Source organism: Salmonella sp. 32020114201800008SM (genome assembly GCF_017572025.1).
Lineage (GTDB): Bacteria > Pseudomonadota > Gammaproteobacteria > Enterobacterales > Enterobacteriaceae > Salmonella > Salmonella enterica.
The window spans coordinates 262,280-288,947 of sequence record NZ_JAGEQM010000001.1; the positions used below are offsets into that span (position 1 = coordinate 262,280).

At 51.4% G+C, this 26,668-nt stretch carries 27 protein-coding genes and 1 other annotated feature; of the genes, 18 read left to right on the forward strand and 9 right to left on the reverse strand.

Annotation, left to right across the window (positions count from 1 at the left end; genetic code table 11):
- The first annotated feature begins 80 nt into the window (after positions 1-80).
- Entirely contained in the window at positions 81-839 is a 759-nt protein-coding gene (locus J4613_RS01355) for a YdiY family protein (protein WP_000770981.1), read from the forward strand.
- Positions 840-887: 48 nt separating this feature from the next.
- On the opposite strand, the gene J4613_RS01360 is transcribed toward J4613_RS01355, so the two are convergent.
- Positions 888-1,847 (reverse strand): lipid A deacylase LpxR family protein, encoded by a 960-nt coding sequence (locus J4613_RS01360; protein WP_001046434.1) that lies wholly within the window; start codon positions 1,845-1,847, stop codon positions 888-890.
- 142 nt (positions 1,848-1,989) lie between these two features.
- Between J4613_RS01360 and J4613_RS01365 the strand changes: the two genes are divergently transcribed.
- The 16 genes from J4613_RS01365 to selO all read left to right on the forward strand — a co-directional run bounded on the left by J4613_RS01365 (position 1,990) and on the right by selO (position 16,225).
- Positions 1,990-2,304, forward strand: coding sequence for a hypothetical protein (locus tag J4613_RS01365; protein ID WP_111742377.1), 315 nt, complete (start codon positions 1,990-1,992; stop codon positions 2,302-2,304).
- The gene (locus J4613_RS01370; protein WP_111742376.1) at positions 2,301-3,155 is read left to right on the forward strand and encodes a DNA/RNA non-specific endonuclease; all 855 of its coding nucleotides are present in this window, start codon (positions 2,301-2,303) and stop codon (positions 3,153-3,155) included. Before J4613_RS01365 ends, J4613_RS01370 begins: the two co-directional genes overlap by 4 nt.
- 259 nt (positions 3,156-3,414) lie before the next feature.
- Positions 3,415-5,343, forward strand: a complete 1,929-nt coding sequence (thrS, locus tag J4613_RS01375; RefSeq protein ID WP_001144215.1) for a threonine--tRNA ligase — start codon at positions 3,415-3,417, stop codon at positions 5,341-5,343.
- 3 nt (positions 5,344-5,346) lie between these two features.
- Positions 5,347-5,889, forward strand: coding sequence for a translation initiation factor IF-3 (gene infC / locus J4613_RS01380; protein WP_001574431.1), 543 nt, complete (start codon positions 5,347-5,349; stop codon positions 5,887-5,889).
- Between the two features lie 95 nt (positions 5,890-5,984).
- Positions 5,985-6,182 carry a 50S ribosomal protein L35 gene (rpmI, locus tag J4613_RS01385; protein ID WP_001124225.1) on the forward strand — a complete coding sequence of 66 codons (198 nt, stop codon included), beginning with the start codon at positions 5,985-5,987 and terminating at the stop codon, positions 6,180-6,182.
- Between the two features lie 50 nt (positions 6,183-6,232).
- Entirely contained in the window at positions 6,233-6,589 is a 357-nt protein-coding gene (gene rplT / locus J4613_RS01390) for a 50S ribosomal protein L20 (protein WP_000124850.1), read from the forward strand.
- Between the two features lie 115 nt (positions 6,590-6,704).
- Positions 6,705-6,828, forward strand: a sequence feature (Phe leader region).
- Complete coding sequence (gene pheM / locus J4613_RS01395) at positions 6,710-6,754, forward strand: pheST operon leader peptide PheM (RefSeq protein WP_001386830.1); 45 nt, start codon at positions 6,710-6,712, stop codon at positions 6,752-6,754. Its footprint overlaps the feature before it by 45 nt.
- Positions 6,829-6,890: 62 nt before the next feature.
- Positions 6,891-7,874: a phenylalanine--tRNA ligase subunit alpha gene (gene pheS / locus J4613_RS01400; RefSeq protein ID WP_000018570.1), complete on the forward strand. Its 984-nt coding sequence runs from the start codon at positions 6,891-6,893 to the stop codon at positions 7,872-7,874.
- 15 nt (positions 7,875-7,889) lie between these two features.
- A complete protein-coding gene (gene pheT / locus J4613_RS01405; RefSeq protein ID WP_000672402.1) occupies positions 7,890-10,277 on the forward strand; it encodes a phenylalanine--tRNA ligase subunit beta in 2,388 nt (795 codons plus the stop codon).
- Positions 10,278-10,281: 4 nt separating this feature from the next.
- Positions 10,282-10,581 carry an integration host factor subunit alpha gene (gene ihfA / locus J4613_RS01410; RefSeq protein WP_001229266.1) on the forward strand — a complete coding sequence of 100 codons (300 nt, stop codon included), beginning with the start codon at positions 10,282-10,284 and terminating at the stop codon, positions 10,579-10,581.
- Positions 10,582-10,783: 202 nt separating this feature from the next.
- Positions 10,784-11,764: a vitamin B12 ABC transporter permease BtuC gene (btuC, locus tag J4613_RS01415; RefSeq protein ID WP_000954984.1), complete on the forward strand. Its 981-nt coding sequence runs from the start codon at positions 10,784-10,786 to the stop codon at positions 11,762-11,764.
- A gap of 91 nt (positions 11,765-11,855) precedes the next feature.
- Positions 11,856-12,407: a glutathione peroxidase gene (locus J4613_RS01420; RefSeq protein WP_001181570.1), complete on the forward strand. Its 552-nt coding sequence runs from the start codon at positions 11,856-11,858 to the stop codon at positions 12,405-12,407.
- Positions 12,407-13,156 (forward strand): vitamin B12 ABC transporter ATP-binding protein BtuD, encoded by a 750-nt coding sequence (btuD, locus tag J4613_RS01425; RefSeq protein WP_000080616.1) that lies wholly within the window; start codon positions 12,407-12,409, stop codon positions 13,154-13,156. The genes J4613_RS01420 and btuD overlap by 1 nt, the downstream gene beginning before the upstream one ends.
- A 76-nt stretch (positions 13,157-13,232) precedes the next feature.
- Positions 13,233-13,697, forward strand: coding sequence for an NlpC/P60 family protein (locus tag J4613_RS01430; protein WP_001213256.1), 465 nt, complete (start codon positions 13,233-13,235; stop codon positions 13,695-13,697).
- A 313-nt stretch (positions 13,698-14,010) separates the two neighbouring features.
- Positions 14,011-14,721, forward strand: coding sequence for an anti-FlhDC factor YdiV (gene ydiV, locus J4613_RS01435; protein WP_000561992.1), 711 nt, complete (start codon positions 14,011-14,013; stop codon positions 14,719-14,721).
- Between the two features lie 61 nt (positions 14,722-14,782).
- Positions 14,783-16,225: a protein adenylyltransferase SelO gene (gene selO, locus J4613_RS01440; protein WP_058107556.1), complete on the forward strand. Its 1,443-nt coding sequence runs from the start codon at positions 14,783-14,785 to the stop codon at positions 16,223-16,225.
- A gap of 35 nt (positions 16,226-16,260) precedes the next feature.
- Here the strand turns inward: selO and hemP are convergent, their stop codons facing one another.
- The 3 genes from hemP to ppsR all read right to left on the reverse strand — a co-directional run bounded on the left by hemP (position 16,261) and on the right by ppsR (position 18,644).
- Positions 16,261-16,452, reverse strand: a complete 192-nt coding sequence (gene hemP / locus J4613_RS01445; protein WP_000089115.1) for a hemin uptake protein HemP — start codon at positions 16,450-16,452, stop codon at positions 16,261-16,263.
- A gap of 156 nt (positions 16,453-16,608) precedes the next feature.
- Entirely contained in the window at positions 16,609-17,655 is a 1,047-nt protein-coding gene (gene aroH, locus J4613_RS01450) for a 3-deoxy-7-phosphoheptulonate synthase AroH (RefSeq protein ID WP_001082196.1), read from the reverse strand.
- A 155-nt stretch (positions 17,656-17,810) separates the two neighbouring features.
- Positions 17,811-18,644: a posphoenolpyruvate synthetase regulatory kinase/phosphorylase PpsR gene (gene ppsR, locus J4613_RS01455; protein ID WP_000370992.1), complete on the reverse strand. Its 834-nt coding sequence runs from the start codon at positions 18,642-18,644 to the stop codon at positions 17,811-17,813.
- A 336-nt stretch (positions 18,645-18,980) separates the two neighbouring features.
- On the opposite strand from ppsR, the gene ppsA reads away from it, so the two are divergent.
- Complete coding sequence (ppsA, locus tag J4613_RS01460) at positions 18,981-21,359, forward strand: phosphoenolpyruvate synthase (RefSeq protein ID WP_000069340.1); 2,379 nt, start codon at positions 18,981-18,983, stop codon at positions 21,357-21,359.
- A gap of 41 nt (positions 21,360-21,400) precedes the next feature.
- On the opposite strand, the gene fadK is transcribed toward ppsA, so the two are convergent.
- From fadK to J4613_RS01485, 5 genes are all read right to left on the reverse strand, one after another.
- Complete coding sequence (gene fadK, locus J4613_RS01465; protein WP_111742375.1) at positions 21,401-23,041, reverse strand: medium-chain fatty-acid--CoA ligase; 1,641 nt, start codon at positions 23,039-23,041, stop codon at positions 21,401-21,403.
- A 237-nt stretch (positions 23,042-23,278) separates the two neighbouring features.
- On the reverse strand, positions 23,279-23,572 hold the full coding sequence (locus J4613_RS01470) for a ferredoxin family protein (protein WP_000093362.1): 294 nt from the start codon (positions 23,570-23,572) through the stop codon (positions 23,279-23,281).
- A complete protein-coding gene (locus J4613_RS01475) occupies positions 23,569-24,855 on the reverse strand; it encodes an FAD-dependent oxidoreductase (protein WP_001278555.1) in 1,287 nt (428 codons plus the stop codon). The genes J4613_RS01470 and J4613_RS01475 overlap by 4 nt, the downstream gene beginning before the upstream one ends.
- A 56-nt stretch (positions 24,856-24,911) precedes the next feature.
- Positions 24,912-25,847, reverse strand: a complete 936-nt coding sequence (locus J4613_RS01480; protein WP_001015885.1) for an electron transfer flavoprotein subunit alpha — start codon at positions 25,845-25,847, stop codon at positions 24,912-24,914.
- Between the two features lie 21 nt (positions 25,848-25,868).
- Complete coding sequence (locus tag J4613_RS01485) at positions 25,869-26,633, reverse strand: electron transfer flavoprotein (protein WP_000692095.1); 765 nt, start codon at positions 26,631-26,633, stop codon at positions 25,869-25,871.
- Positions 26,634-26,668: the final 35 nt, after the last annotated feature.

Sequence of the window (26,668 nt, forward strand, 5' to 3'; positions counted from 1 at the left end):
CAGGGGCGTTTGTCATTGATCCCTATGAAAGTTTCCGGGACCGTCGTGGTCTCTTTTTTAGTTGTACGGACTCTATATAAATGAAGCTTTTGAAGGCAGTACCCGCTGTAGTTATGCTGGCGGGTGGCGTGTTCGCGTCTCTGTATGCCGCCGCCGATGATTCCGTTTTTACTGTCATGGATGATCCCTCCACCGCGAAAAAACCTTTTGAAGGTAATCTGAATGCGGGCTACCTTGCTCAGTCAGGCAATACTAAAAGTTCTTCCTTAACGGCTGACACGGCGATGACCTGGTATGGACAACGTACCGCCTGGTCATTATGGGGCAATGCCAGCAATACCTCCTCTAATGATGAACGCTCTTCAGAAAAATATGCGGTAGGCGCGCGTAACCGTTTTAATATGACGGATTATGATTATACCTTTGGCCAGGCCAGTTGGCTGACAGACCGTTTCAACGGTTATCGTCAGCGCGACGTACTGACCGCCGGTTACGGGCGGCAGTTCCTTAATGGTCCAGTGCACAGCTTCCGTTTTGAATTCGGTCCTGGGGTTCGCTATGACGAACATACGGACGATACCACTGAAACGCAGCCGTTGGGTTATGCTTCCGGCAGCTATGCCTGGCAGTTAACTGACAATGCTAAGTTTACACAGGGGGTGTCAGTATTTGGCGCAGAAGACACCACACTAAATTCGGAAACAGCCCTCAATGTCGCCATTAACGAACATTTTGGTCTAAAGGTGGGGTATAATTTAACGTGGAACTCGCAGCCGCCTGAATCAGCGCCGGAACATACCGATCGTCGCACTACGGTAACGCTGGGCTATAAGATGTAATATTGCGCCGGGTTACGTTACGTAACCCGGTTATTCTGTGGTGACGCCTCAGAAGAAGAAGGTGATGTCGCCGTTGATATAAGAATAGTCGTCTCCGGTGCGAAATTCCGACGTGACTTTGTTTAAAGAAAGAGAGAATGCGACGGGAGAATAGCCGATGGTAGCACCGACGCGATATTCATCCACGGTTTTATTAATATCCACCGTTTCCATTTTTGTTTGCAGCGTTTTCCCCTGTAACGTGTAGTTTTTATCAACTTCCCTGCGCTCAACGCCAGCAAATACCTTATAGATCAATCCCTCTTTTTGAGTGTGTATTAATCCTCGGCGGGACAGTAACCCAAACCCATTATCAGAGTTAAAGGTCTTATCATTTCCCAGCGCAACGGTTGCGCCGTACCCTAAATACTGGAAGAGATTGCCGCCGACAGCAGAGACTTCTGGATAGAAGCCCACATTGACACCCAGAATATCAATAGCTGGCGTAAGGGAGACCATTCCTTTTGCCGTATAACCATAACGGTTTTCAATTTGATCCTGCCAGGCAGGGTATTTTTCTGCGCCTATTATTCGATGCGCCCGATTCTGAACCTCCTGACCGCCTGCGTCAGGACCAATAACGCCGATATCGGTACCTAAACGATAACGTAACCAATTGGTGGCTAATGAATTCCACTCCAGTCCGGTATGAAGAAAGGCGCTGAACGCGCGGTCGCCTTTGACGGCTTCAGGCTTTCTCTTATTGGCACCTGATGGAGAATAAATATCTTGCGCGATATGAAAAGAGAGTTGACTGGCGTCAGTGAGATCGTGGCTGTAGCCTAAAAAGAGCCCGGCAGTATAATCACCCCGGTCTGCAGCCTTGTGCCCATAAAGGGCATTTAAGGATGGTTGAAATATACCTGCATCATCATTCGCCACTGAAATAGCAAGGCTACTGGCATTGGCCATTGTGGTCGTACTGAGTATGGCGGCAATCATCGTTGCGCAATAGCTGTATTTGTTCACTTTTTACCCCTGAATATGAAAGTGAATACTCTTATTTTTACAAAGTAATAAGCACAGCAGCATGATGCGCAGTGCCTATTAAACCTTTAAATATAACTAAACTCCTGCCAGCAGCGAGTCATTGAGAGGATACGTTGCCTTAATGTTGAAAAATGGTGTTAAAAAACATGCGCCAGATATTATTGAATATCCATTTTTCATTCGCTATCTGAGTGCGAGAAATTATTGGCTTTACGATTATGCATATAATACGATGTTTTTTGGTATCAATATGAATATCACGTTGTATTCTTTTGAGCTCATTTTCTATGATGGCTTCGATGTTTATCTGTTATTAATTTTTACCGTGATAGTGTTGTCTTTAATGATGAGCGCATCTAACGGCTGGCAGGGTAATATAACCAAATTATTGCTACCTGAATTATTAGGGCAGTTATTATTAAGAAAGAAAAAATGAATAAAACCATTAATCTGCTAAAATTACTGCCCGTAGTATTATTAAGCGCATGTACTACATCGTATCCTCCCCAGGATACAACATCGGCACCCGAGTTACCCCATCGTAACGTACTCGTTCAGCAACCTGATAACTGTAGCGTTGGCTGTCCTCAAGGAGGAAGTCAACAAACAATCTATCGCCATGTCTATACGCTCAATAATAATAGCGTCACGAAATTTGCCAACTGGGTTGCCTATAGCGTGACAAAAACCAGCCAGGCAAGCGGTCGCCCGCGGAACTGGGCGCAGGACCCCGATTTACCGCCCTCGGATACGTTGGCCCCTTCGGCCTATAAAAATGCCCATACGCTATTAAAAGTCGACAGGGGACACCAGGCGCCGTTGGCAGGATTGGGCGGCGTATCGGACTGGCCGTCGTTAAATTATTTATCGAATATTACGCCGCAGAAATCCACCCTGAATCAGGGAGCATGGGCTGCACTGGAAAACCGGGTGCGCGAACTTGCCAAACAGGCTGATGTATCTGTAGTGCACGTAGTGACCGGCCCCCTTTTTGAGCGGCATATCGTCACATTGCCAGAAGATGCGACGGTAGAAATTCCCAGCGGGTACTGGAAGGTTTTATTCACCGGAATGGCGCCGTCAAAAAGTGAAGGAAATTACGCTGCGTTTATTATGGATCAGAATACGCCCCGTTCGGCGAATTTTTGCGACTATCAGGTTACCGTGGACACTATCGAACATAAAACGAAGCCAGTGCTGACGCTGTGGTCTGCCTTGCCTGAAGCGGTAGCCAGCGAGGTGAAAACGACAAAGGGGAGTCTGGCGCAGAAGTTAGGTTGTCGATGAGAAGTGCTATACGGCGCGTAGAAAGATAATGGAGAAACCCTGTCAAGGGTCTTGATTTGCTACAGAGTGATGCAATCTCCCTTTTTTTAGTGTTACCATCGTCATGCCGGACGAAAATAGCGATTTTCGTCTGTGTCGAAGGTTGTGCGCCAATTTAGCAATGGTTGGCTAGATGGATACACAACTCACTGTCAATAAATTCATTTTCTCTTTGTATGTGATCTTGCGTATGGGTCACCACTGCAAATAAGGATATTACATGCCTGTTATTACTCTTCCTGATGGCAGCCAACGCCATTATGACCACCCTGTAAGCCCGATGGATGTTGCTCTGGACATTGGTCCTGGCCTGGCGAAAGCCACCATTGCGGGCCGTGTGAATGGCGAGCTGGTTGATGCTTGCGATCTGATTGAAAATGATGCGACGCTTGCCATCATCACCGCAAAAGATGAAGAGGGTCTGGAGATCATTCGTCACTCTTGCGCGCATCTGTTAGGTCACGCAATCAAGCAACTTTGGCCGCACACGAAAATGGCGATCGGCCCGGTTGTCGACAACGGTTTTTACTATGACGTTGATCTTGACCGCACGCTAACTCAGGAAGATGTCGAAGCGCTCGAAAAGCGGATGCATGAGCTCGCCGAGAAAAATTACGACGTTATCAAGAAAAAGGTGAGCTGGCATGACGCGCGCGAAACCTTCGTGAAGCGCGGCGAGACTTACAAAGTCGCTATTCTTGATGAAAATATCGCCCATGATGATAAGCCAGGCTTGTACCATCATGAAGAATATGTCGACATGTGTCGTGGTCCGCACGTGCCGAATATGCGTTTCTGCCATCACTTTAAACTGATGAAAACTGCTGGCGCATACTGGCGCGGTGACAGCAATAATAAGATGCTGCAGCGTATTTACGGTACGGCATGGGCAGATAAAAAAGCCCTGAACGCTTATCTGCAGCGCCTGGAAGAGGCCGCAAAACGCGACCACCGTAAAATTGGTAAGCAGCTCGACCTGTATCATATGCAGGAAGAAGCGCCGGGCATGGTGTTCTGGCATAACGACGGCTGGACTATCTTCCGCGAGCTGGAAGTCTTTGTTCGTTCTAAACTCAAAGAGTACCAGTATCAAGAAGTTAAAGGCCCGTTCATGATGGACCGTGTGCTGTGGGAAAAAACCGGGCACTGGGACAACTATAAAGATGCGATGTTCACCACATCCTCAGAAAACCGCGAATATTGCATCAAGCCGATGAACTGCCCGGGCCACGTTCAGATCTTTAACCAGGGTCTGAAATCCTATCGTGATTTGCCGCTGCGTATGGCGGAATTCGGTAGCTGCCACCGTAACGAGCCATCAGGCGCGCTGCATGGTCTGATGCGCGTACGCGGCTTTACGCAGGATGATGCGCATATCTTCTGCACCGAAGAGCAGATCCGCGATGAAGTTAACGCTTGTATTCGTATGGTCTACGATATGTACAGCACCTTTGGCTTCGAGAAGATCGTCGTCAAGCTTTCCACTCGTCCTGACAAGCGTATCGGCAGCGATGAGATGTGGGATCGTGCTGAGGCGGATCTGGCGGTTGCGCTGGAAGAAAATAATATCCCGTTTGAGTATCAACTGGGTGAAGGCGCATTCTACGGTCCGAAAATTGAATTTACCTTATATGACTGCCTCGATCGTGCATGGCAGTGCGGTACAGTACAGCTGGACTTCTCCTTACCGTCTCGTTTGAGCGCCTCCTATGTAGGCGAAGACAACGAGCGTAAGGTGCCGGTAATGATTCACCGTGCGATTCTTGGGTCGATGGAGCGCTTCATCGGTATCCTGACCGAAGAGTTCGCTGGTTTCTTCCCGACATGGCTCGCGCCTGTTCAGGTAGTCGTGATGAATATTACCGATTCGCAGTCTGAATACGTTAACGAATTGACGCAGAAACTACAAAATGCGGGCATTCGTGTAAAAGCAGACTTGAGAAATGAGAAGATTGGCTTTAAAATCCGCGAGCACACTTTACGTCGTGTCCCTTATATGTTGGTCTGTGGTGATAAAGAGGTGGAAGCAGGCAAAGTTGCCGTTCGCACCCGCCGCGGTAAAGACCTGGGCAGTCTGGACGTAAATGACGTGATTGAGAAGCTGCAACAAGAGATTCGCAGCCGCAGTCTTCAACAACTGGAGGAATAAAGTATTAAAGGCGGAAAACGAGTTCAAACGGCGCGTCCGAATCGTATTAATAGCGAAATTCGCGCGCAAGAAGTTCGCTTAACAGGTCTGGAAGGCGAGCAGCTTGGTATTGTGAGTCTGAGAGAAGCTCTGGAAAAAGCTGAAGAAGCCGGAGTAGACTTAGTCGAAATCAGCCCTAACGCCGAGCCGCCGGTTTGTCGTATAATGGATTACGGCAAATTCCTCTATGAAAAGAGTAAGTCTTCTAAGGAACAGAAGAAAAAGCAAAAAGTTATCCAGGTGAAGGAAATTAAATTCCGTCCTGGGACAGATGAAGGCGACTATCAGGTAAAACTCCGCAGCCTGATTCGCTTTCTCGAAGAGGGCGATAAGGCCAAAATCACGCTGCGTTTCCGCGGTCGTGAAATGGCCCACCAGCAAATCGGTATGGAAGTGCTTAATCGCGTGAAAGACGATTTGCAAGAACTGGCAGTGGTCGAATCCTTCCCAACGAAGATCGAAGGCCGTCAGATGATCATGGTGCTTGCTCCTAAGAAGAAACAGTAAGGCCTTCAAGTAACAATTCTGTGAAGCCTTCGGGCTTCACAGGTTTTGTTCGCCTATGTTTCGTTTATTAACAATGCGAAGTGGAAGTTATTAAAATGCCAAAAATTAAGACCGTACGCGGTGCTGCTAAGCGCTTCAAAAAAACCGGTAAAGGTGGTTTTAAGCACAAGCACGCTAACCTGCGTCACATTCTGACCAAAAAAGCGACTAAACGTAAACGTCACCTGCGTCCGAAAGCCATGGTTTCTAAAGGCGATCTGGGCCTGGTTATCGCGTGCCTGCCGTACGCATAAGCCGTTAACGTTTTTAACTTTTTAATTAGAATAGATACAGGAGAGCACATATGGCTCGCGTAAAACGTGGTGTAATTGCACGCGCACGTCACAAGAAAATTTTGAAACAAGCCAAAGGCTACTACGGTGCGCGTTCTCGCGTATACCGCGTTGCCTTCCAGGCAGTTATCAAAGCTGGTCAGTATGCTTACCGTGACCGTCGTCAACGTAAGCGTCAGTTCCGTCAACTGTGGATTGCGCGTATCAACGCAGCAGCACGTCAGAACGGTATTTCTTACAGCAAATTCATCAACGGCCTGAAAAAAGCCTCTGTTGAAATCGACCGTAAGATCCTGGCTGATATCGCCGTATTCGACAAAGTCGCGTTCACCGCGCTGGTTGAAAAAGCGAAAGCAGCTCTGGCATAAGCCAGTGAAAAGAGGGAGCCTGGCTCCCTCTCTTTTATTGACTGTTCAGTGAGTTGACAATTGACCTGTAACCCTTTTCAATAAAGGATATTCGGTTTTACCACATAAGGTAACGCAAGCATGAACGCTGCTATTTTCCGTTTCTTTTTTTACTTTAGCACCTGATTCCAGGAGGCTAGCGCGTGAAAAACGAAACGAAAAACAGCGCAAAAAAGCCTCCTGATGGAGGCTTTTTTTGTATCTGAAATCGAGAGATTACGTCCAATGAACCGGTGTCTTCACCGACACAATGAGGAAAACCATGTCACATCTCGCAGAGCTGGTTGCCAATGCAGCGGCCGCCATTAACCAGGCGTCAGATGTTGCCGCGTTAGACAATGTACGCGTCGAATATTTGGGCAAGAAAGGGCATTTAACCCTTCAGATGACGACCCTACGCGATCTGCCGCCGGAAGAGCGTCCGGCAGCCGGGGCAGTCATTAACGCCGCGAAAGAGCAGGTACAACAGGCGCTTAACGCACGTAAAGCCGAGCTGGAAAGCGCAGCGCTTAACGCCCGTCTGGCCGCTGAAACCATCGATATCTCCCTGCCGGGGCGCCGTATTGAGAACGGTGGTCTGCATCCGGTCACGCGTACCATTGACCGTATTGAAAGTTTCTTCGGCGAGCTTGGTTTTACCGTGGCGACTGGCCCGGAAATCGAAGATGACTACCATAACTTCGATGCGTTAAACATTCCGGGTCATCATCCGGCCCGCGCCGATCATGATACCTTCTGGTTTGACGCGACCCGTCTGCTGCGGACCCAGACGTCTGGCGTCCAGATCCGGACGATGAAAGCGCAGCAACCGCCGATCCGTATTATTGCGCCGGGCCGTGTATACCGTAATGACTACGACCAGACGCATACTCCGATGTTCCATCAGATGGAAGGTCTGATTGTTGATACCAACATCAGCTTCACCAACCTCAAAGGTACGCTGCACGACTTCCTGCGTAATTTCTTTGAGGAGGATCTGCAGATTCGCTTCCGTCCTTCTTATTTTCCGTTTACCGAACCTTCTGCAGAAGTGGATGTGATGGGGAAAAACGGCAAATGGCTGGAAGTGCTGGGCTGCGGGATGGTGCATCCGAATGTGCTGCGTAATGTCGGTATCGATCCGGAAATCTATTCTGGCTTCGCTTTTGGTATGGGGATGGAACGTCTGACCATGTTGCGTTATGGCGTCACCGACCTGCGTTCATTCTTCGAAAACGATCTGCGTTTCCTCAAACAGTTTAAATAAAGGCAGGATAAAACAATGAAATTCAGCGAACTGTGGTTACGCGAGTGGGTTAACCCGGCAATTGATAGCGATGCGTTGGCTAACCAGATTACGATGGCTGGCCTGGAAGTAGACGGCGTTGAGCCGGTCGCGGGAAGCTTCAATGGCGTTGTGGTTGGGGAAGTGGTTGAGTGCGCCCAGCATCCGAACGCTGACAAATTGCGTGTAACGAAAGTCAACGTCGGCGGAGAACGCCTGTTGGATATCGTCTGCGGCGCGCCAAACTGTCGTCAGGGGTTGAAAGTAGCGGTGGCCACCATTGGCGCTATTCTGCCGGGCGATTTCAAAATTAAAGCGGCGAAACTGCGCGGCGAACCGTCTGAAGGGATGCTGTGCTCCTTCTCCGAACTGGGGATTTCCGACGATCACAGCGGCATTATCGAACTGCCGGCGGATGCGCCGCTGGGTACCGATATCCGTGAATACCTGAAGCTTGACGACAATACCATCGAAATTAGCGTCACGCCGAACCGTGCGGATTGCTTAGGTATCATCGGCGTTGCGCGCGATGTGGCGGTACTGAACAAAGCGCCGCTCCAGGAGCCTGAAATGGCGCCGGTTACGGCAACCATCAGCGATACGCTGCCGATTACGGTAGAGGCCGCTGATGCGTGTCCTCGCTATCTGGGCCGGGTGGTAAAAGGCATTAATGTTAACGCGCCGACGCCGCTGTGGATGAAAGAGAAACTGCGTCGCTGCGGTATTCGCTCCATCGATGCGGTGGTTGACGTCACGAACTATGTGCTGCTCGAACTGGGTCAGCCAATGCATGCTTTCGATAAAGATCGCATTGATGGCGGTATTGTCGTGCGGATGGCAAAAGAGGGTGAAACCGTCGTCCTGCTGGACGGTAGCGAAGCGACGTTAAATGCGGACACGCTGGTGATCGCCGATCACCATAAGGCGCTGGGGATAGCCGGTATTTTTGGCGGCGAACATTCCGGCGTGAACGGCGAAACGCAAAATGTGCTGCTGGAATGTGCGTACTTTAATCCGCTGTCTATCACCGGTCGCGCTCGCCGCCACGGTCTGCATACCGATGCGTCTCACCGCTACGAGCGCGGGGTGGACCCGGCGCTGCAATATAAAGCGATAGAGCGCGCTACTCGTCTGCTTCTTGATATCTGTGGCGGTGATGCGGGTCCGATAATTGATGTGAGCAACGAAGCAACGTTGCCGAAACGCGCCACCATTACGCTGCGTCGCAGTAAACTGGATCGCCTGATCGGGCATCATATTGCGGATGAGCAGGTCAGTGATATTCTGCGTCGTCTGGGCTGTGAAGTGACCGAAGGGCAGGACGAGTGGAAAGCCGTAGCGCCGACCTGGCGTTTCGATATGGAAATTGAAGAAGATCTGGTGGAAGAGGTTGCCCGCGTTTACGGCTATAACAATATTCCGGACGAGCCAATCCAGGCCGGTTTAATCATGGGGACGCACCGTGAAGCCGATCTGTCGTTGAAGCGGGTTAAAACCATGCTGAACGACAAAGGCTATCAGGAAGTGATTACCTATAGCTTTGTCGATCCTAAAGTACAACAGCTCATCCATCCAGGCGCAGAAGCGCTGCTGCTGCCAAACCCTATCTCCGTTGAGATGTCGGCGATGCGTCTGTCTCTGTGGAGCGGATTGTTGGCGACGGTGGTCTATAACCAAAACCGTCAGCAGAATCGCGTGCGTATTTTTGAAACCGGTTTACGTTTCGTTCCGGATACACAAGCCAATCTGGGTATTCGACAGGATCTGATGCTGGCTGGCGTGATTTGCGGTAACCGCTATGATGAGCACTGGAACCTGGCAAAAGAGACCGTTGATTTCTATGATTTGAAAGGCGATCTGGAAGCAGTATTGGATTTAACCGGCAAACTGGGTGATATCCAGTTTAAGGCGGAGATGAATCCGGCTCTGCATCCGGGACAGTCTGCGGCGATTTATCTGAAAGATGAACGTATTGGTTTTATTGGGGTTGTTCACCCTGAACTGGAACGTAAACTGGATCTGAATGGTCGTACGCTGGTGTTTGAACTGGAATGGAATAAGCTCGCAGACCGTATCGTGCCGCAGGCGCGGGAGATTTCACGCTTCCCGGCCAACCGTCGCGATATTGCGGTTGTTGTTGCAGAAAACGTTCCCGCAGCGGATATTTTATCCGAATGTAAGAAAGTTGGCGTAAATCAGGTAGTTGGCGTAAACTTATTTGACGTGTACCGCGGTAAGGGTGTTGCGGAGGGTTATAAGAGCCTCGCTATCAGCCTGATCCTTCAGGATACCAACCGTACACTCGAAGAAGAGGAGATTGCCGCTACCGTCGCCAAATGTGTAGAGGCATTAAAAGAGCGATTCCAGGCATCATTGAGGGATTGAACCTATGGCGCTTACAAAAGCTGAAATGTCAGAATATCTGTTTGATAAGCTTGGGCTTAGCAAGCGGGATGCCAAAGAACTGGTTGAACTGTTTTTCGAAGAGATCCGTCGTGCTCTGGAAAACGGTGAGCAGGTGAAACTCTCTGGTTTTGGTAACTTCGATCTGCGTGATAAAAATCAACGTCCGGGGCGTAACCCGAAAACGGGTGAAGATATTCCTATTACAGCACGGCGCGTGGTGACCTTCAGACCCGGGCAGAAGTTAAAGAGCCGGGTCGAAAACGCTTCGCCCAAAGAAGAGTAATCAGATCCAGGCATAACATCCATCAGGGTGTATTGCGGCAGATACGCTGCCATCCCGAAAGTAGATCAGCGGGATGACAGCGTATTTGTCAGCCTGAAAGATGACCCGTATAACTAAAAAGGCCGCATTGCGGCCTTTTTTCTTTCAAGTAAAGGATACCCACCGTAAAATCACGCTACCTCTTTTCAGCTGAATGGATAACATGCTGACTTTTGCCCGCCAACAACAGCGACGAAACGTTCGCTGGCTTCTGAGCCTGTCACTGCTGGTGCTACTGGCTACACTTCTGAGCTTATGCGCAGGCGAACAGTGGATTGCCCCCGGTGACTGGTTAAGCGCCCGGGGGGAACTGTTTGTCTGGCAAATTCGCCTTCCCCGCACGCTTGCGGTATTGCTGGTTGGCGCTGCGCTGGCGCTATCTGGCGCTGTGATGCAGGCGCTGTTTGAAAACCCACTTGCTGAACCGGGTCTGCTCGGCGTTTCGAATGGGGCCGGTGTTGGGCTTATTGCCGCCGTCTTACTGGGGCAGGGGCAACTGCCAGGATGGGCGCTGGGACTGTGCGCTATAGCCGGCGCGCTCATTATTACGTTAATCCTGCTGCGTTTTGCGCGCCGCCATCTCTCTACCAGCCGCTTGTTGTTGGCGGGCGTCGCGCTGGGCATTATCTGTAGCGCGCTGATGACGTGGGCTATCTATTTTTCCACCTCTTTCGATCTGCGGCAATTAATGTACTGGATGATGGGAGGATTTGGCGGCGTTGACTGGCAGCAGAGCTGGCTAATGATTGCGCTCATCCCGGTACTGATCTGGATATGTTGCCAGTCGCAACCGCTGAATATGCTGGCGCTAGGGGAAACCTCGGCGCGGCAGCTTGGCCTGCCGCTGTGGTTCTGGCGCAATTTGTTGGTCGTCGCCACTGGCTGGATGGTGGGCGTCAGCGTGGCGATGGCGGGGGCGATTGGTTTTATCGGTCTGGTTATTCCGCACATCCTGCGCTTATGTGGTTTAACCGATCACCGGGTTTTACTTCCCGGCTGCGCGCTGGCCGGGGCTATCGCCCTGCTATTGGCTGATGTGGTCGCCCGACTGGCGCTGGCGTCGGCTGAACTGCCTATCGGGGTGGTCACCGCCACATTGGGGGCGCCAGTGTTTATCTGGCTGCTGCTCAAATCCGCGCGTTAGCGCATCGGTAAACAACTGCTTTCATCATTCGCAGTCTATGATTAAAGGCTAACGATGAAACCCACTATTCTACCGACATCAGGGAGACACCATGCAAAACTCGCTTCTTAATACTCACGTTACGACGATTGATGGAGAGGTCACTACACTTGAAAAATACGCCGGAAAAGTGCTGCTCATTGTAAACGTCGCCTCCAGATGTGGTCTGACGCCGCAATATGAACAGCTGGAAAATATCCAGAAGGCGTGGGCAGATCAGGGGTTTGTCGTGTTGGGTTTTCCCTGCAACCAGTTTATGGGGCAGGAGCCAGGCAGCGAAGAGCAGATTAAAACCTATTGTGCCAGCACCTGGGGCGTCACGTTCCCGATGTTCAGTAAAATTGATGTGAATGGCGACGCGCGCCATCCGCTGTATCAAAAACTGATAGCCGCTGCGCCAACGGCAGTCGCGCCGGAGAAGAGCGGCTTTTACGAACGGATGGTAAGTAAAGGGCGTACGCCACTCTATCCGGATGATATTCTGTGGAATTTTGAAAAATTTTTGGTAGGCCGGGATGGTCAGGTGGTACAGCGTTTTTCGCCGGATATGACGCCTGAAGATCCTATTGTGATGGAAAGCATAAAAATCGCGTTGGCAAAATAATGTCTCAATTGATGCAATTAAAGGACGTTGTCGAGAGCACCCGCCTGGGGCCGCTTTCCGGCGAAGTAAGCGCAGGAGAGATCCTTCACCTTGTCGGGCCGAACGGCGCCGGAAAAAGCACGTTGCTGGCGCGTATGGCGGGATTAACCTCAGGCGAGGGGAGCATCAGGTTTGGCGGAGCGCCGCTGGAGGCATGGGCGACGGCAACGCTTGCCCAACACCGCGCTTATCTTGCGCAACAGCAAAATCCGCCGTTCGCCATGCCGGTCTGGCATTACCTGACATTGCATCAACCTGATAAAACGCGAACCGGGCAGCTTAACGAGGTGGCCGATATGCTTGGATTGGGCGACAAACTGGGGCGAAGCGTGAATCAGCTTTCCGGTGGCGAGTGGCAGCGTGTTCGCCTTGCTGCCGTTGTACTACAAATTCATCCCGACGCTAATCCGGTCGGTCAATTATTGCTGCTTGATGAGCCAATGAACAGTCTCGATGTTGCGCAACAAAACGCTCTGGATCGGGTATTACATCATTTATGTCAGGCAGGAATTGCGATTGTGATGAGTAGCCACGATCTGAACCACACGCTGCGCCATGCGCATAAAGCCTGGTTACTAAAGCGCGGTAAACTCATTGCCTGCGGCCGCCGGGAAGAGGTGCTCACCCCCTCTTATCTGGCGCAAGCCTACGGTCTGCGCTTTCGACGACTCGACGTCGAGGGGCATCCAATGCTCATTTCGGCCACTTAAGTAAAATCGTTTCTTGAAAAGCAGGTAATTTCGACGCTAAATTAATACCAAAATAAAAACAGAGGATTGTTGCGGCATGCGTTTTTGGCTTCTTGTTATCACAGCATTGTTCCTGGCAGGATGCAGTACTCATCGGGCACCGGCGCCAAATGCCAGATTATCAGACTCCATTACCGTCATTGCGGGTCTGAACGATCAGTTGCAGTCCTGGCGCGGTACGCCATACCGTTACGGCGGCATGAGTCGCAGAGGCGTGGACTGTTCCGGCTTTGTGGTAGTCACTATGCGCGACAAGTTTGATTTGCAGTTGCCTCGTGATACGCGTGAACAATCAAAAATCGGCACCAGAATCGATAAAGATGAATTGCTGCCCGGAGATTTGGTTTTCTTTAAAACCGGTTCGGGCGAAAGTGGTTTACATGTTGGTATTTACGATACAAATAATGAGTTTATTCATGCCTCTACCAGTCGTGGCGTGATGCGTTCATCGCTGGATAATGTGTACTGGCGAAAAAACTTCTGGCAGGCACGGCGAATTTAACCTCGCAGACGATATAAATTTTATAGTCTATTTTTAACATATCGCCGGTTGAACTTATGACATCTGTTGTCATCATATATAATGATATAACCGTAGCATTTACAAACGTACTTTTATTAAAAACGGGCGTGTTCACGCCCTGTGAAAAGTACAACATTGGATATTGGTTTATAATCAGAGTAAGTTAAAAAAAGGAACCGGTTCACCGGTAAACAAGAAAAATGATGACGCTTCAATTAGTATCTGAAGTTACGTCTGTTTCCGTCCGTAGTGACTGGATGGCGAATAGCGCCCTAACCATGGGACTGGCGTAATGATTGCTTCACTTGATGAGCTTTACCATTCCGAACTCTTTTTCCTTCCCGTCATGGATGAAAATGCTCGGCTTGTTGGTTTAGAGATTATTGCAACGTTTGCCGCTGAAGACGGCGCCGTGCGGATGCCGACTGAGTTGGTAGCGCCTCGCCTTTCGGTGGAGGAACAATACTGTCTGTTTGTTGAAAAACTGGCGTTGTTAGAAACCTGTCAGCACTTTTTTATTCAGCATAAACTTATTGCATGGCTTAATTTACCGCCCGCAATTAGTGACTTATTATTAGATAGCGAACTTTTTTCCCGGGCAGCGCGCTTTCCGTTTCTTGAATTAGCTATAAATGAGAATTATCCTGGGTTAAACCAGGGCAAAAACAATGAAACGTTAGCTAATCTGGCAATGCATTTCCCATTAATGCTGGCAAATTTTGGGGCAGGCGAGGCGTCGACTAAAGCTATTTTCGATGGGCTTTTCAAACGAGTCATGTTGGATAAAAATTTTATTCAGCAGCGAGCTGAAATGATCTCATTCGAACCATTCATGCACGCTATTGTTGCCCAGATCTCCTCCAGCTGCGAGTCGCTGATGATTGCCGGTATTGATAATGAGGCGATGTTTTCGCGCGCAGCGCCATTGGGATTTAGCGCATTCCAGGGCGGACTATGGCCTCCGGTGCCGGTAAGCCAGCTCATTAAACTCGTTCAGCGATAACCTTTCTGTTTGCCGGTGTTTAACCGGTGATTAACCGTCTACACTGAAGACAGGAGGCCCTATGACCCTGTCTTTTACTGCCCGTTGGCGCGATGAACTGCCAGCAACGTATACCGCGCTTTTACCCACACCGTTAAAAAATGCGCGACTGATTTGGTATAACGACAAACTGGCGCAGCAGTTAGCCATTCCCGCGTCGTTATTTGACGCTACCAATGGCGCTGGCGTTTGGGGCGGCGAAACCTTATTACTCGGTATGTCGCCTGTCGCGCAGGTATATAGCGGGCATCAGTTCGGCGTCTGGGCGGGACAACTCGGCGACGGACGCGGTATTTTGCTGGGCGAACAGCTCCTGGCGGATGGCTCGACCCTCGACTGGCATCTGAAAGGCGCCGGATTAACACCCTATTCGCGAATGGGGGATGGACGCGCCGTCCTGCGTTCAACCATACGAGAAAGCCTTGCCAGCGAAGCCATGCATTATCTGGGTATTCCCACTACGCGCGCGTTATCTATCGTAACCAGCGATACGCCGGTTCAGCGAGAGACGCAGGAAACGGGCGCGATGTTAATGCGTCTGGCGCAAAGTCATATGCGTTTTGGTCATTTCGAACATTTCTACTACCGCCGTGAACCGGAAAAAGTTCAGCAACTGGCTGATTTCGCTATTCGTCATTATTGGCCGCAATGGCAGGATGTTCCGGAAAAATATGCTTTGTGGTTTGAAGAGGTGGCGGCGCGTACCGGAAGACTCATCGCTGAGTGGCAAACCGTCGGTTTTTCGCACGGCGTTATGAATACGGATAACATGTCGATTCTGGGGCTGACCATCGACTATGGTCCCTTTGGTTTTCTCGACGACTACGATCCCGGCTTCATTGGTAACCATTCCGATCATCAGGGACGTTACCGCTTCGATAATCAACCGTCGGTGGCGCTGTGGAATTTACAACGTCTGGCGCAGACGTTAACCCCTTTTATTGAGATCGACGCGTTAAACAGAGCGCTGGATCGTTACCAGGACGCGTTGTTAACGCACTATGGGCAGCGAATGCGCCAGAAGCTGGGCTTCTTTACCGAGCAAAAAGACGATAACGTTTTACTGAATGAATTGTTTAGTCTGATGGCGCGCGAAGGGAGTGATTATACCCGTACATTTCGGATGTTAAGCCATACGGAGCAACAGAGCGCCTCCTCGCCGTTGCGGGATACGTTTATCGATCGCGCGGCGTTCGATGCCTGGTTCGACCGCTACCGGGCGCGATTGCGCACAGAGGCGGTGGATGACGCGCTGCGCCAACAGCAGATGCAACGCGTGAATCCTGCGGTTGTGTTGCGCAACTGGCTGGCGCAACGCGCGATAGATGCGGCTGAACAGGGAGACATGGCGGAACTGCATCGGTTGCATGAAGTTTTACGTCAACCTTTTACCGATCGAGATGATGACTATGCCAGCCGACCGCCGGAGTGGGGAAAGCGGCTGGAGGTCAGTTGTTCAAGTTAGCCAGATGCCAGCAGAATCGTCTGCTGGCGGGAGCGCTATTTGGTTAACAGTAGCTTACCGGCCTGAGTTTTACGCAACAGATACTCCTGACCGTTGTGATCGATAATGACTTTGCCGTCCGGACCTAATAGCGCCTGACTGTTGACGCGCCGTTCAGCGGCAGGGAGAAGCGTTTCATTGTCTATTTCCTTAGGGTGAGGCAGCTCGGTGTTATCCATACGCGACATGTTATTTATTAATAATCAAACTCACAATGATTATTATTATCAATAATTAATGCGATAACAGCAAGTGCTAATTCTGTGGAGTGATATACGCGCGCGTAGAGAAAAGGGTGGGTAACGCATCGAAGAAACGCCCATCCCGGCAGGATGGGCGAGCTATTAAAAGCGGCTGTCTACCGCCGCGGCAAGTTTTTCCAACAAAACTTCCGTATCTTCCCAGTTCAGGCAAGGATCGGTAATGGACTGACCATAGATTAATGGTTGACCGCTGATAATTTTTTGCGTGCCTTCCCGTAAAAAACTCTCGGCCATAATCCCGGCAATTGCCGTGGAGCCATTACGAATCTGCTGGCAAATATCATCACATACCTCTAACTGGCGGCGATGCTGTTTTTGACAGTTGCCGTGGCTGAAGTCGACGACCAGATGTTCCGGCAGATCAAATTCATGCAACGTGTCGCAGGCGGCGGCAATATCTTCAGCGTGGTAGTTCGGTTTTTTACCGCCGCGCATGATGATGTGCCCATACGGGTTGCCACTCGTCTGGTAGATAGTCATCTGTCCGTCTTTATCCGGCGAGAGAAACATATGACTGGCGCGGGAGGCGCGAATAGCATCAACGGCAATGCGGGTATTGCCATCCGTACCATTTTTAAAGCCGACCGGACAAGAGAGCGCAGAAGCCATTTCCCGATGGATTTGGCTTTCGGTGGTACGCGCGCCAATCGCTCCCCAACTGATCAGATCGGCAATAAACTGGCCGGTGACCATATCAAGAAATTCTGTGGCGGTCGGTACTCCCAGTTCGTTCACCTGCAATAGCAAGCGACGCGCCAGTTCAAGCCCATAATTGACGCGGTAACTGCCATTCAAGTCGGGATCGGAAATCAGGCCTTTCCATCCCACGACGGTGCGCGGTTTTTCAAAATAGGTGCGCATGACGATCTCCAGACGCGCCTGATGCTTTTGGCGTTGTGCCTGGAGCTGCGTCGCGTATTCCATGGCAGCATTCAGATCGTGAATCGAACAGGGGCCAATGACGACCAGTAGCCGTGGATCTTCACCATTTAAAATCTTTTCTATCCGGCGTCGGGAGTCGGTAACGTGACTGGCGACGGAGGACGATACAGGATACCGCTGCGCGAGTTCGGTCGGTGTTACCAGGCTGTCGATACGCGCAGTACGGAGTTCGTCGGTTCTGTTCATTACAAGTCTCAGAAATTTGTTGCTTCAACGGCAGGACTACCGGGAAGTGATGGGCATCACGATAAACCAATCCCTGCTGATTTCAAGTGCGAGGCGTGTCACACCTCGCAGGCAGAACGGCATGATAACAAAAACCAATCCATTAAACTAGTTTGCTAGTACATTCTGCGGTTAAGCCCCATAATATCGAGAATCTTGGTGGCTATCTCTTCAACGGAATAATTGGTGCTGTTCAGGCAGGGGATCTGATTTTTACGATACAGCGCTTCGACCTCTGCCACTTCCATGCGGCACTGACGCAACGAGGCATAGCGACTGTTTTCACGGCGTTCTTCGCGAATAGCCGCCAGGCGTTCAGGGTCAATTGTCAGGCCGAACAGTTTATGTTGTAGCGGTTTTAACGATGTGGGCAGCGTCAAATTATCCATATCATCGGCGATGAAAGGGTAGTTAGCCGCACGAATACCGAATTGCATTGCCAGATAGAGGCTGGTGGGCGTTTTTCCACAGCGCGAAACGCCAAGCAAAATGACCTGAGCCTGATCGAGGTTGCGCAATGAAATGCCATCATCATGCGCCAGGGTATAATCGATAGCGGCAATACGGGCGTCATACTTGTTCAGGTTACCCGGATTAAGCCCATGAGTACGATGAGCGATCGGCGTCGGATCCAGTTTCATCTCCTGCTGAAGCGGCGCCACCAGCGCCTGGACGATATCCTGGCAGAAACCTTCGCTCTGTAAGATGATGGCGCGAATTTCAGGTAAAACAATCGAGTAAAACACCAGCGGGCGAACGCCGGTTTGCTGATAAATGGCGTCAATTTGGTCTTTGACGGCGCGGGCGCGACTTTCGTTTTCCACGAATGGCAGCGTGATGCTGCTGATCGTCACCGGAAACTGCGACATAACTGCGTGACCCAGGACCTCGGCGGTGATGGCGGTACCATCAGAAATATAGAAAACATGGCGATCAACAACATTATCCATTCTGTTCATCCTGAAGAGTAAACATAATTATCTGAAAGCATAAATTAAAAGTAACGGGAAACGTATAACTTGTCGCTTATTTTATAAAATGACAGGCGCTTTTTATAATTAATGAAAAGTATGTTTCATTTCCTGGAAACGCAGTTTACACCGGGGGTGATTAAGGGAATGCCGTGCTATGCGCGGGTTTGCGCAACTACGTAAACAATCTGAAAAAATGAAAAAATAAATTTGCTTGAACGATTCACCGTTTTTTTCGCGGGTTTAAGTATGCCAGGATAAATACGCAACTATGTGTTTCTTAAACTCGTTCATTTATCACAAAAGGATTGTTCGATGTCCAACAATGGCTCGTCACCGCTGGTGCTTTGGTATAACCAACTCGGCATGAATGATGTAGACAGAGTTGGGGGCAAAAATGCCTCCCTGGGTGAAATGATTACTAACCTTTCCGGCATGGGCGTATCCGTTCCGAATGGTTTTGCAACCACTGCCGATGCGTTTAACCAGTTTTTGGATCAAAGCGGCGTAAACCAGCGCATTTATGAGCTGCTGGATAAGACAGATATTGATGATGTCTCCCAGCTGGCGAAAGCGGGCGCGCAGATCCGCCAGTGGATTATCGACACTCCTTTCCAGCCGGAGCTGGAAAACGCCATCCGCGATGCCTATGCGCAGCTTTCGTCGGATGATGAAAATGCCTCTTTTGCCGTGCGTTCCTCCGCCACGGCGGAAGATATGCCAGATGCTTCGTTTGCGGGTCAACAGGAAACGTTTCTTAACGTTCAGGGCTTCGACGCGGTGCTGGTGGCAGTGAAACACGTATTTGCTTCTCTGTTTAACGATCGTGCCATCTCTTATCGCGTTCACCAGGGATATGATCATCGCGGCGTAGCGCTTTCCGCTGGCGTGCAGCGGATGGTTCGCTCCGATCTCGCCTCGTCAGGGGTAATGTTCTCTATCGATACCGAATCCGGCTTTGACCAGGTGGTCTTTATCACCTCGGCATGGGGACTGGGTGAAATGGTGGTGCAGGGCGCGGTTAACCCGGATGAATTTTATGTCCATAAGCCAACCCTGGCGGCAGGCCGTCCGGCCATCGTACGCCGCACCATGGGGTCGAAAAAAATCCGCATGGTTTACGCCGCCACCCAGGAGCACGGCAAGCAAGTGAAGATTGAGGATGTGCCGCAGGAACAGCGCGACATTTTCTCGCTCACCAACGAAGAAGTGCAGGAACTGGCGAAACAAGCGGTGCAGATTGAGCAGCACTATGGTCGTCCGATGGATATCGAATGGGCGAAAGACGGTCATACCGGTAAGCTCTTTATTGTGCAGGCACGTCCGGAAACCGTGCGCTCTCGTGGCCAGGTGATGGAGCGTTATACGCTACATGCGCAGGGGAAAATCATTGCCGAAGGTCGCGCCATTGGGCATCGTATCGGCGCAGGTACGGTAAAAGTTATTCACGATATCGGCGAAATGAACCGTATTGAGCCTGGCGATGTGCTTGTCACCGATATGACCGACCCGGACTGGGAACCGATCATGAAAAAAGCGGCGGCGATTGTCACTAACCGTGGCGGGCGCACCTGTCACGCGGCGATTATCGCCCGCGAATTGGGCATTCCGGCGGTAGTCGGCTGCGGCGACGCCACCGAACGCATGAAAGATGGCGAAAAAGTAACCGTCTCCTGTGCGGAAGGTGATACCGGTTATGTGTATGCCGACATGCTGGATTTCAGCGTAAAAAGCTCCAGCGTAGACACCATGCCAGAGCTACCGCTGAAGGTCATGATGAACGTCGGCAACCCGGACAGGGCATTTGACTTTGCCTGCCTGCCGAATGAAGGCGTAGGTCTGGCGCGACTGGAATTCATCATTAACCGTATGATTGGCGTTCACCCGCGCGCGCTGCTGGAGTTTGACGACCAGGATGCTGCGCTGCAAAACGACATTCGTGAGATGATGAAAGGGTTTGACTCGCCGCGTGAATTTTACGTTGGTCGACTGACGGAAGGGATCGCGACGTTAGGCGCCGCCTTCTACCCGAAACGCGTTATCGTTCGCCTGTCTGACTTTAAGTCCAACGAATACGCCAACTTGGTCGGCGGCGAACGTTATGAGCCGCATGAAGAAAACCCGATGCTGGGCTTCCGCGGCGCGGGCCGTTACGTCGCAGAAAGTTTCCGCGATTGTTTTGCGCTGGAATGCGAAGCGGTGAAACGCGTGCGCAACGATATGGGCCTTACCAACGTCGAAATCATGATCCCGTTCGTGCGGACGGTCGACCAGGCGAAAGCGGTCATCGAAGAGCTGGCGCGCCAGGGGCTTAAACGCGGCGAGAACGGGCTGAAGATCATCATGATGTGCGAGATCCCGTCCAATGCCTTGCTGGCTGAACAGTTCCTCGAGTATTTTGATGGCTTCTCGATTGGTTCTAACGACATGACGCAGCTGGCGCTGGGGCTGGATCGCGATTCCGGCGTGGTGTCTGAACTGTTTGACGAGCGTAACGACGCGGTGAAAGCGCTGCTGTCGATGGCGATCCGCGCGGCGAAAAAACAGGGCAAATATGTTGGAATTTGTGGTCAGGGTCCGTCCGACCATGAAGACTTTGCCGCCTGGCTGATGGAAGAGGGGATCGACAGCCTGTCGCTGAACCCGGACACCGTGGTTCAGACCTGGCTGAGTCTGGCGGAACTGAAGAAGTAGTGTAATACCGGATGGCGGCGTTAACGTCGCCATCCGGCAATTTATACCGCAGTGTGCTCCTGGCGCAGCCGCTCAATAATATCCTGCCGCAACAGAAACTTCTGCACTTTGCCAGAGGCGGTTCTGGGCAGTTTTTCTACGATGACGATCCGTTCCGGATATTTATACTTCGCTACCCGTTTTCGACTGAAAAAAGCGATCACCTCTTCCAGCGTCAGCGAAAGGTGCGGCGGTTTTAAGACTACATACGCGCATGAACGTTCGCCTAAGCGTTCATCAGGCATAGCAACGACGCAAGCATCGTGTATGCGGGGGTGTTGCAATAAAATATCCTCCACCTCGCGACTGCTGATATTTTCACCTCCACGTATAATAATATCCTTTTTGCGCCCGGTAATTTTGATATAACCGTCTTCATCCATGCGGCAGAGGTCGCCGCTGTAATACCAGCCCTCATTATCCAGTGCGCGGGCGGTAAGTTCCGGCTCGTCCAGGTATCCCATAAAAACGTTCGGCCCGCGCGAGGCTTCTTCGCCTTCGTGGCCTGCTGGAAGCGTATTGCGATCTTCATCCACGATTTTAATTTCTACACCGGTGGCGGCATAACCATCGGTGTTCATCATGCGTGAAGTCGAATCACCCAGATTAACCATAGAGTGTGGAGAACTTTCTGTAGAACCGTAAATACTCAATAATTTGATACCGCGCTGCTGGCAGTCGCGGGCAACCTTTTTGGGAATAGTCGTGCCGCCGCATAAGAAGAATCGCAGTGAGGAGAGGTCGGCAGGCTGTTGCTCAACGGCACAAAGCAGATCGTAAATAAACGGCGTCGCGCCTGACATACAGGTACAGCGTTGCTGCGCTAATAAGGTAAGGCAGGCTTCTGGGGTAAAGATGTCCAGCAATACGCTACGCGCCCCGATTAAAAAGGGCGCGGTGACGCCGTGTAAAAATCCGGTGGCGTGGCCCAGTGGCGCAGGCATCAGGAACACATCTTGCCAGGTTAAATTCAACCGCGCGCAATACGCCCGTTCGCTGGCAAGAATATTATTGTGGGTCAACATCACCCCTTTCGGCATTCCTTCTGTGCCGGAGGTAAACAGCACTGCCGCCAGCTCATCACCGTGAATGTTAATGTCTGACTGCAACGGTTCGCTGCGGTCGATGATTTGACTAAGCGCAAGCGCTGTGGTGGCAGGCGCCAGTTTATCCACGCCGACAATATGCGTCAGATGGCGCAGTTGATTTTGTAGCGGAAGGATAAGATCGACCGGACGATTCTGTTTGAATACGGTGGGGGCGAAGAATATTTTAGCCTGACATTTGTTCAGCACCCAAACCAGCTCTGCTTCTCGCCAGGCGGGAAGTAGCGGGGCAGATACCGCGCCCGTTTTCAGGCAGGCCAGATAAATGAGGGTAAACTCACACCAGCCCGGAAGCTGAAAGGCCACGCGATCGCCCGGTTGAATCCCCTGAGACAGTAACCAGTTTGCCAGGCGGCTTGCCGCGCAGTCGAGTGCGGCGTAGGTCCAGGACGCGCCATGATTATCGACCACGGCGATTTTATCGGGTACGGCGCGTGCGGTTTGCCGCCAGTAGTCGCCCAGTGAAGCATCGCCCCAGTAGCCGGACTCGCGATAGGTTTTCCGCCTTGCGGCGTCAAACGTTAATGTAACACTCATTGACTTGTTCTCTATTAATACAAATGACGTAATCTCCGGGGGCAAGCCGAATAAGAGCCTATCCCATTAGGGCTATTTTACTTGCCATTTTAGACCTGGGCAGTGCTCAAAATCCTCACGTACTACGTGTACGCTCCGGTTTTTGCGCGCTGTCCGTGTCCAAACTGGCTGCGCCAATAACGCCTACTGGGATAGGCTCTAAGACGCCGTAGCGTCGTTATCCGGTGTTTCAGAGCGTCAGCCGTAGCGAAACTCAACGCCGAACGTTCCCGCCGGGTATTCCCATTTTTCGAGAAGAGTATTGCCGCAGAGAACCCTGCAGGTCCCGCATTCCAGGCAGCCCGCGGAGTCAAAATGAATATTTCCCGCATCGTCCAGCTTATAGAGTCCGGCAGGGCAGGCTTTTATTAATTTATTAAACTCCTGCATGTCAGGCGAGGAGCGCAAAATGATATGTGGGTGTCCTTCATCTACGTAAAATTTATTTACGCCCAATTTGACGTCAACATTCACCTTATTGTCCGAACTCATAATGCCGTAGCCCCTTTTATGCCGTCTTTTAATAGATTCACCAGTCCAATTTTTTTCGCATGTGACAGGATAGTTTTACGCAACGGTGGGACTGGACCGCCATCAACGGTGAACAGATCGCCCACAATGTTTGCCGCCATACGCGGGTACTCGGTAAAAAGCCGTGGGTTTTCCATTAATCCGGGGAGTTTGCGGAAATGCCGCATATCGCGTAACACGCCGTTTTTCTCCAGCGCGCGTTTGTAACCGGCAAGACTCGCGGCGGAAAAATCTTGCCGCGCTTTAGCGTCAATGGCGGTTTGAGCGGCCGCTTGCGCGGACGCGATGGCTAAATCCATGCCGCGGACGGTATAGCCGAGATTCAGACAAAGACCGGCGGCGTCGCCGACAATCATCACACCGTCATTTGCCAGCTCCGGCATCATTGCTATGCCGCCTTCGGGCACCATATGAGCGGAGTATTCAAGCAGCGTTCCCCCCTGAATCAAAGGGCGTATCGCCGGATGCTGTTTAAAATCTTCCAGCATTTGCGGTACGCTTTTGGTCGCGTGAGCAATGTCGCCCAGGCCACATACCAGCCCCAGAGAAACCGAATCGCGGTTGGTATAAAGAAACCCGCCGCCCATGAGCCCGTTGGAGGGCGCGCCAGCGAATAACCAGGCGGCGCCTTCATGGGACGCCAGATTAAAGCGCTCTTCAATAAGTGCCGGAGAGAGCCCAATCAACTCTTTTACGCCGACGGCATAGTGATGCGCAGACGAGGCAGGCACCATGTCCAGTGAACGGCCCAGCATGGAATTCACGCCGTCCGCGAGAATCACAATATTCGCATCAAGAATATCATCCCCGGCCTGAACGCCAGTGACGCGATTGCCTTCACGTACCAGAGCGTCGACCCGTACACCTGGGATAAACTGCGCGCCAGCCTGCTCCGCCTGCGCCATTAACCACGGGTCCAGTTTGTTGCGCAGTACGGTATATGACGTAAGGGGCGGAGTAGGGGGCGCGCGGTGAAAATCAAGTGTGACGGCGCTTTCTTCGGTTAAAAAGGAGATTTTTTCACGGGTAACGACGCGTTCGATGGGGGCGGACGTTGCGAATCCCGGCATAATACTTTCGATACTGTGAGCGTAGAGCCGGCCACCGGTCATATTTTTGCTGCCCGCGCTGTTTCCGCGTTCAATAACCAGTACATCCAGTCCCGCTTTTGCCATCACATACGCGGCGACCGTTCCTGCTACGCCTGCGCCCACCACAATAGCGTCAAATTTATCATCCGACATGCTTTATGCTCCTTTCCCGCCGTATCGACGACGGGAGATGTGCGTTGAAAAAGGAATTAGCGGCTTAACTGGTCGATGAGGGCAGGAACAACCTTATAGATATCGCCCACCAGACCATAATCGGCATAATTGAAAATGGGCGCGTTTTTATCTTTGTTAATTGCGACAATAATTTTTGCGCCGTTTCCACCCACCATATGTTGAATTTGGCCGGAAATGCCCAGCGTCAGATAGAGATCGGATTTCAACAGAACGCCGGATACGCCAATATAACGCTCGCGTTCCATCCAGTTTTCACCTTCCGCAATGGGGCGGGAACAGCCCACTTCTGCGCCGAGGACGGTCGCCAGTTTATGCACCATATCCAGATCGCTTTGCGCCGCCAGGCCTCGTCCTACGCCGATGACCCGTTTGGCTTTGCTCAAATCGACGCTGCTTAGCGATTTCGCGCGCCGCTGCTGGCACAATACCTCGTGGCGTGGGGCAATATATGCCAGCGTGGTCTGCGGGCAAGTATGACCGGGGAGAGGGGCGGCGGGTTCCAGCACGCCGGGTGCCAGCGTAATAATCGCCTGCGGACTGTTTAATTTCTCTTTGCCGAAAGCAAGTCCGCCGTACATGCGATGCTCTGCGTGTAGCGTCCCGTCGAGGAGGTCAATAGACGTCGCGTCGTTCACCATCATGGCGTCAAGCTGGATGCTCAGCCGGGCGCCAAGCGCTTTACAGCGCTTGGTCGCCGCCATGAGCAGCAGCCCATTTTGGTCGCCTAATAATGAGGCCAGCGTTTCGGCATAGTTTTCCACGCGCTGCAAATCCGTATGCGATTCAAGAACGACTATCTCATCAGCGCCAAGCGCTTTCACGTAGTCGATCTCCGTGTTTCCTTGCACGATGGCGTAAACTTTTTCTCCCCACTGCCGCGCGCCGGTCATTAATTCGGCATAACGCTCTACGTTATCGCTAAATACCCATACGTTAGCTAAATGATTCATGATAATTTTTCTCCGTTGGGTTTAGTTCAGGGATTTTTTCAAATGGTCGGCCAGTGCGGTAATGGCTTCCGGCGAATCGTTATCGAGAATGATATGCTTGCGTTCTGTCTGCGGCGGTACCGAGATGGCGACCAGTTCCGCCAGTGGCGTGGTTGGGGTCCAGTGGATATCGCTCGCCAGCCACGACGTAACGGCTTTTTTCCCGGCGCCGAGAATGGCTTTCATTGACGGGATGCGTGGAACGTTAATATCTGAGGTCACGCAAAGCACCGCGGGCAGCGTGAGCTCGATAATTTCAACGTCTTCTTCCAGTGTGCGTTCAACGATGATTTTGTCGCCGTCGCGTTGAATATGGCTTACTGCGTTGATGACGGGGAGTTTCAGGAGTTCGCCAGTCAGCAGGCCCACCTGTTGGGCATAAATATCGCCGGAGCCCTCTCCAAAGAGCAGCAGGTCAAAGCCGATTTTCTCCGCCGCGGATGCTAGCGCCAGCGCGGTTTCTTTGGGCAGGGCGTGCTCCAGCTGCGCATCCTGAACCATAAAAAGCGCATCTGGCCCGCGGGATAACACATCTTTGCGGACTTTTGAATTTTGTAACAGAGAGCCGCCGACGGTGAGCGCGGCGATCTCGTCGCCATCGCCAGCTAACTGCGCGGCGGCCTCAATTGCATTTAAATCAAACTGGCTGATTTTGGCCTCGGCACGATCAAAATTGAGCGAATGCTCCGGGGTCACGGTAATGTCCTGTTCTTCAGGCACCAACTTAAAGCAGGTTATTATTTTCATTGCATCTCCAGTGAGTCGCGTGCGGATAAGTAACG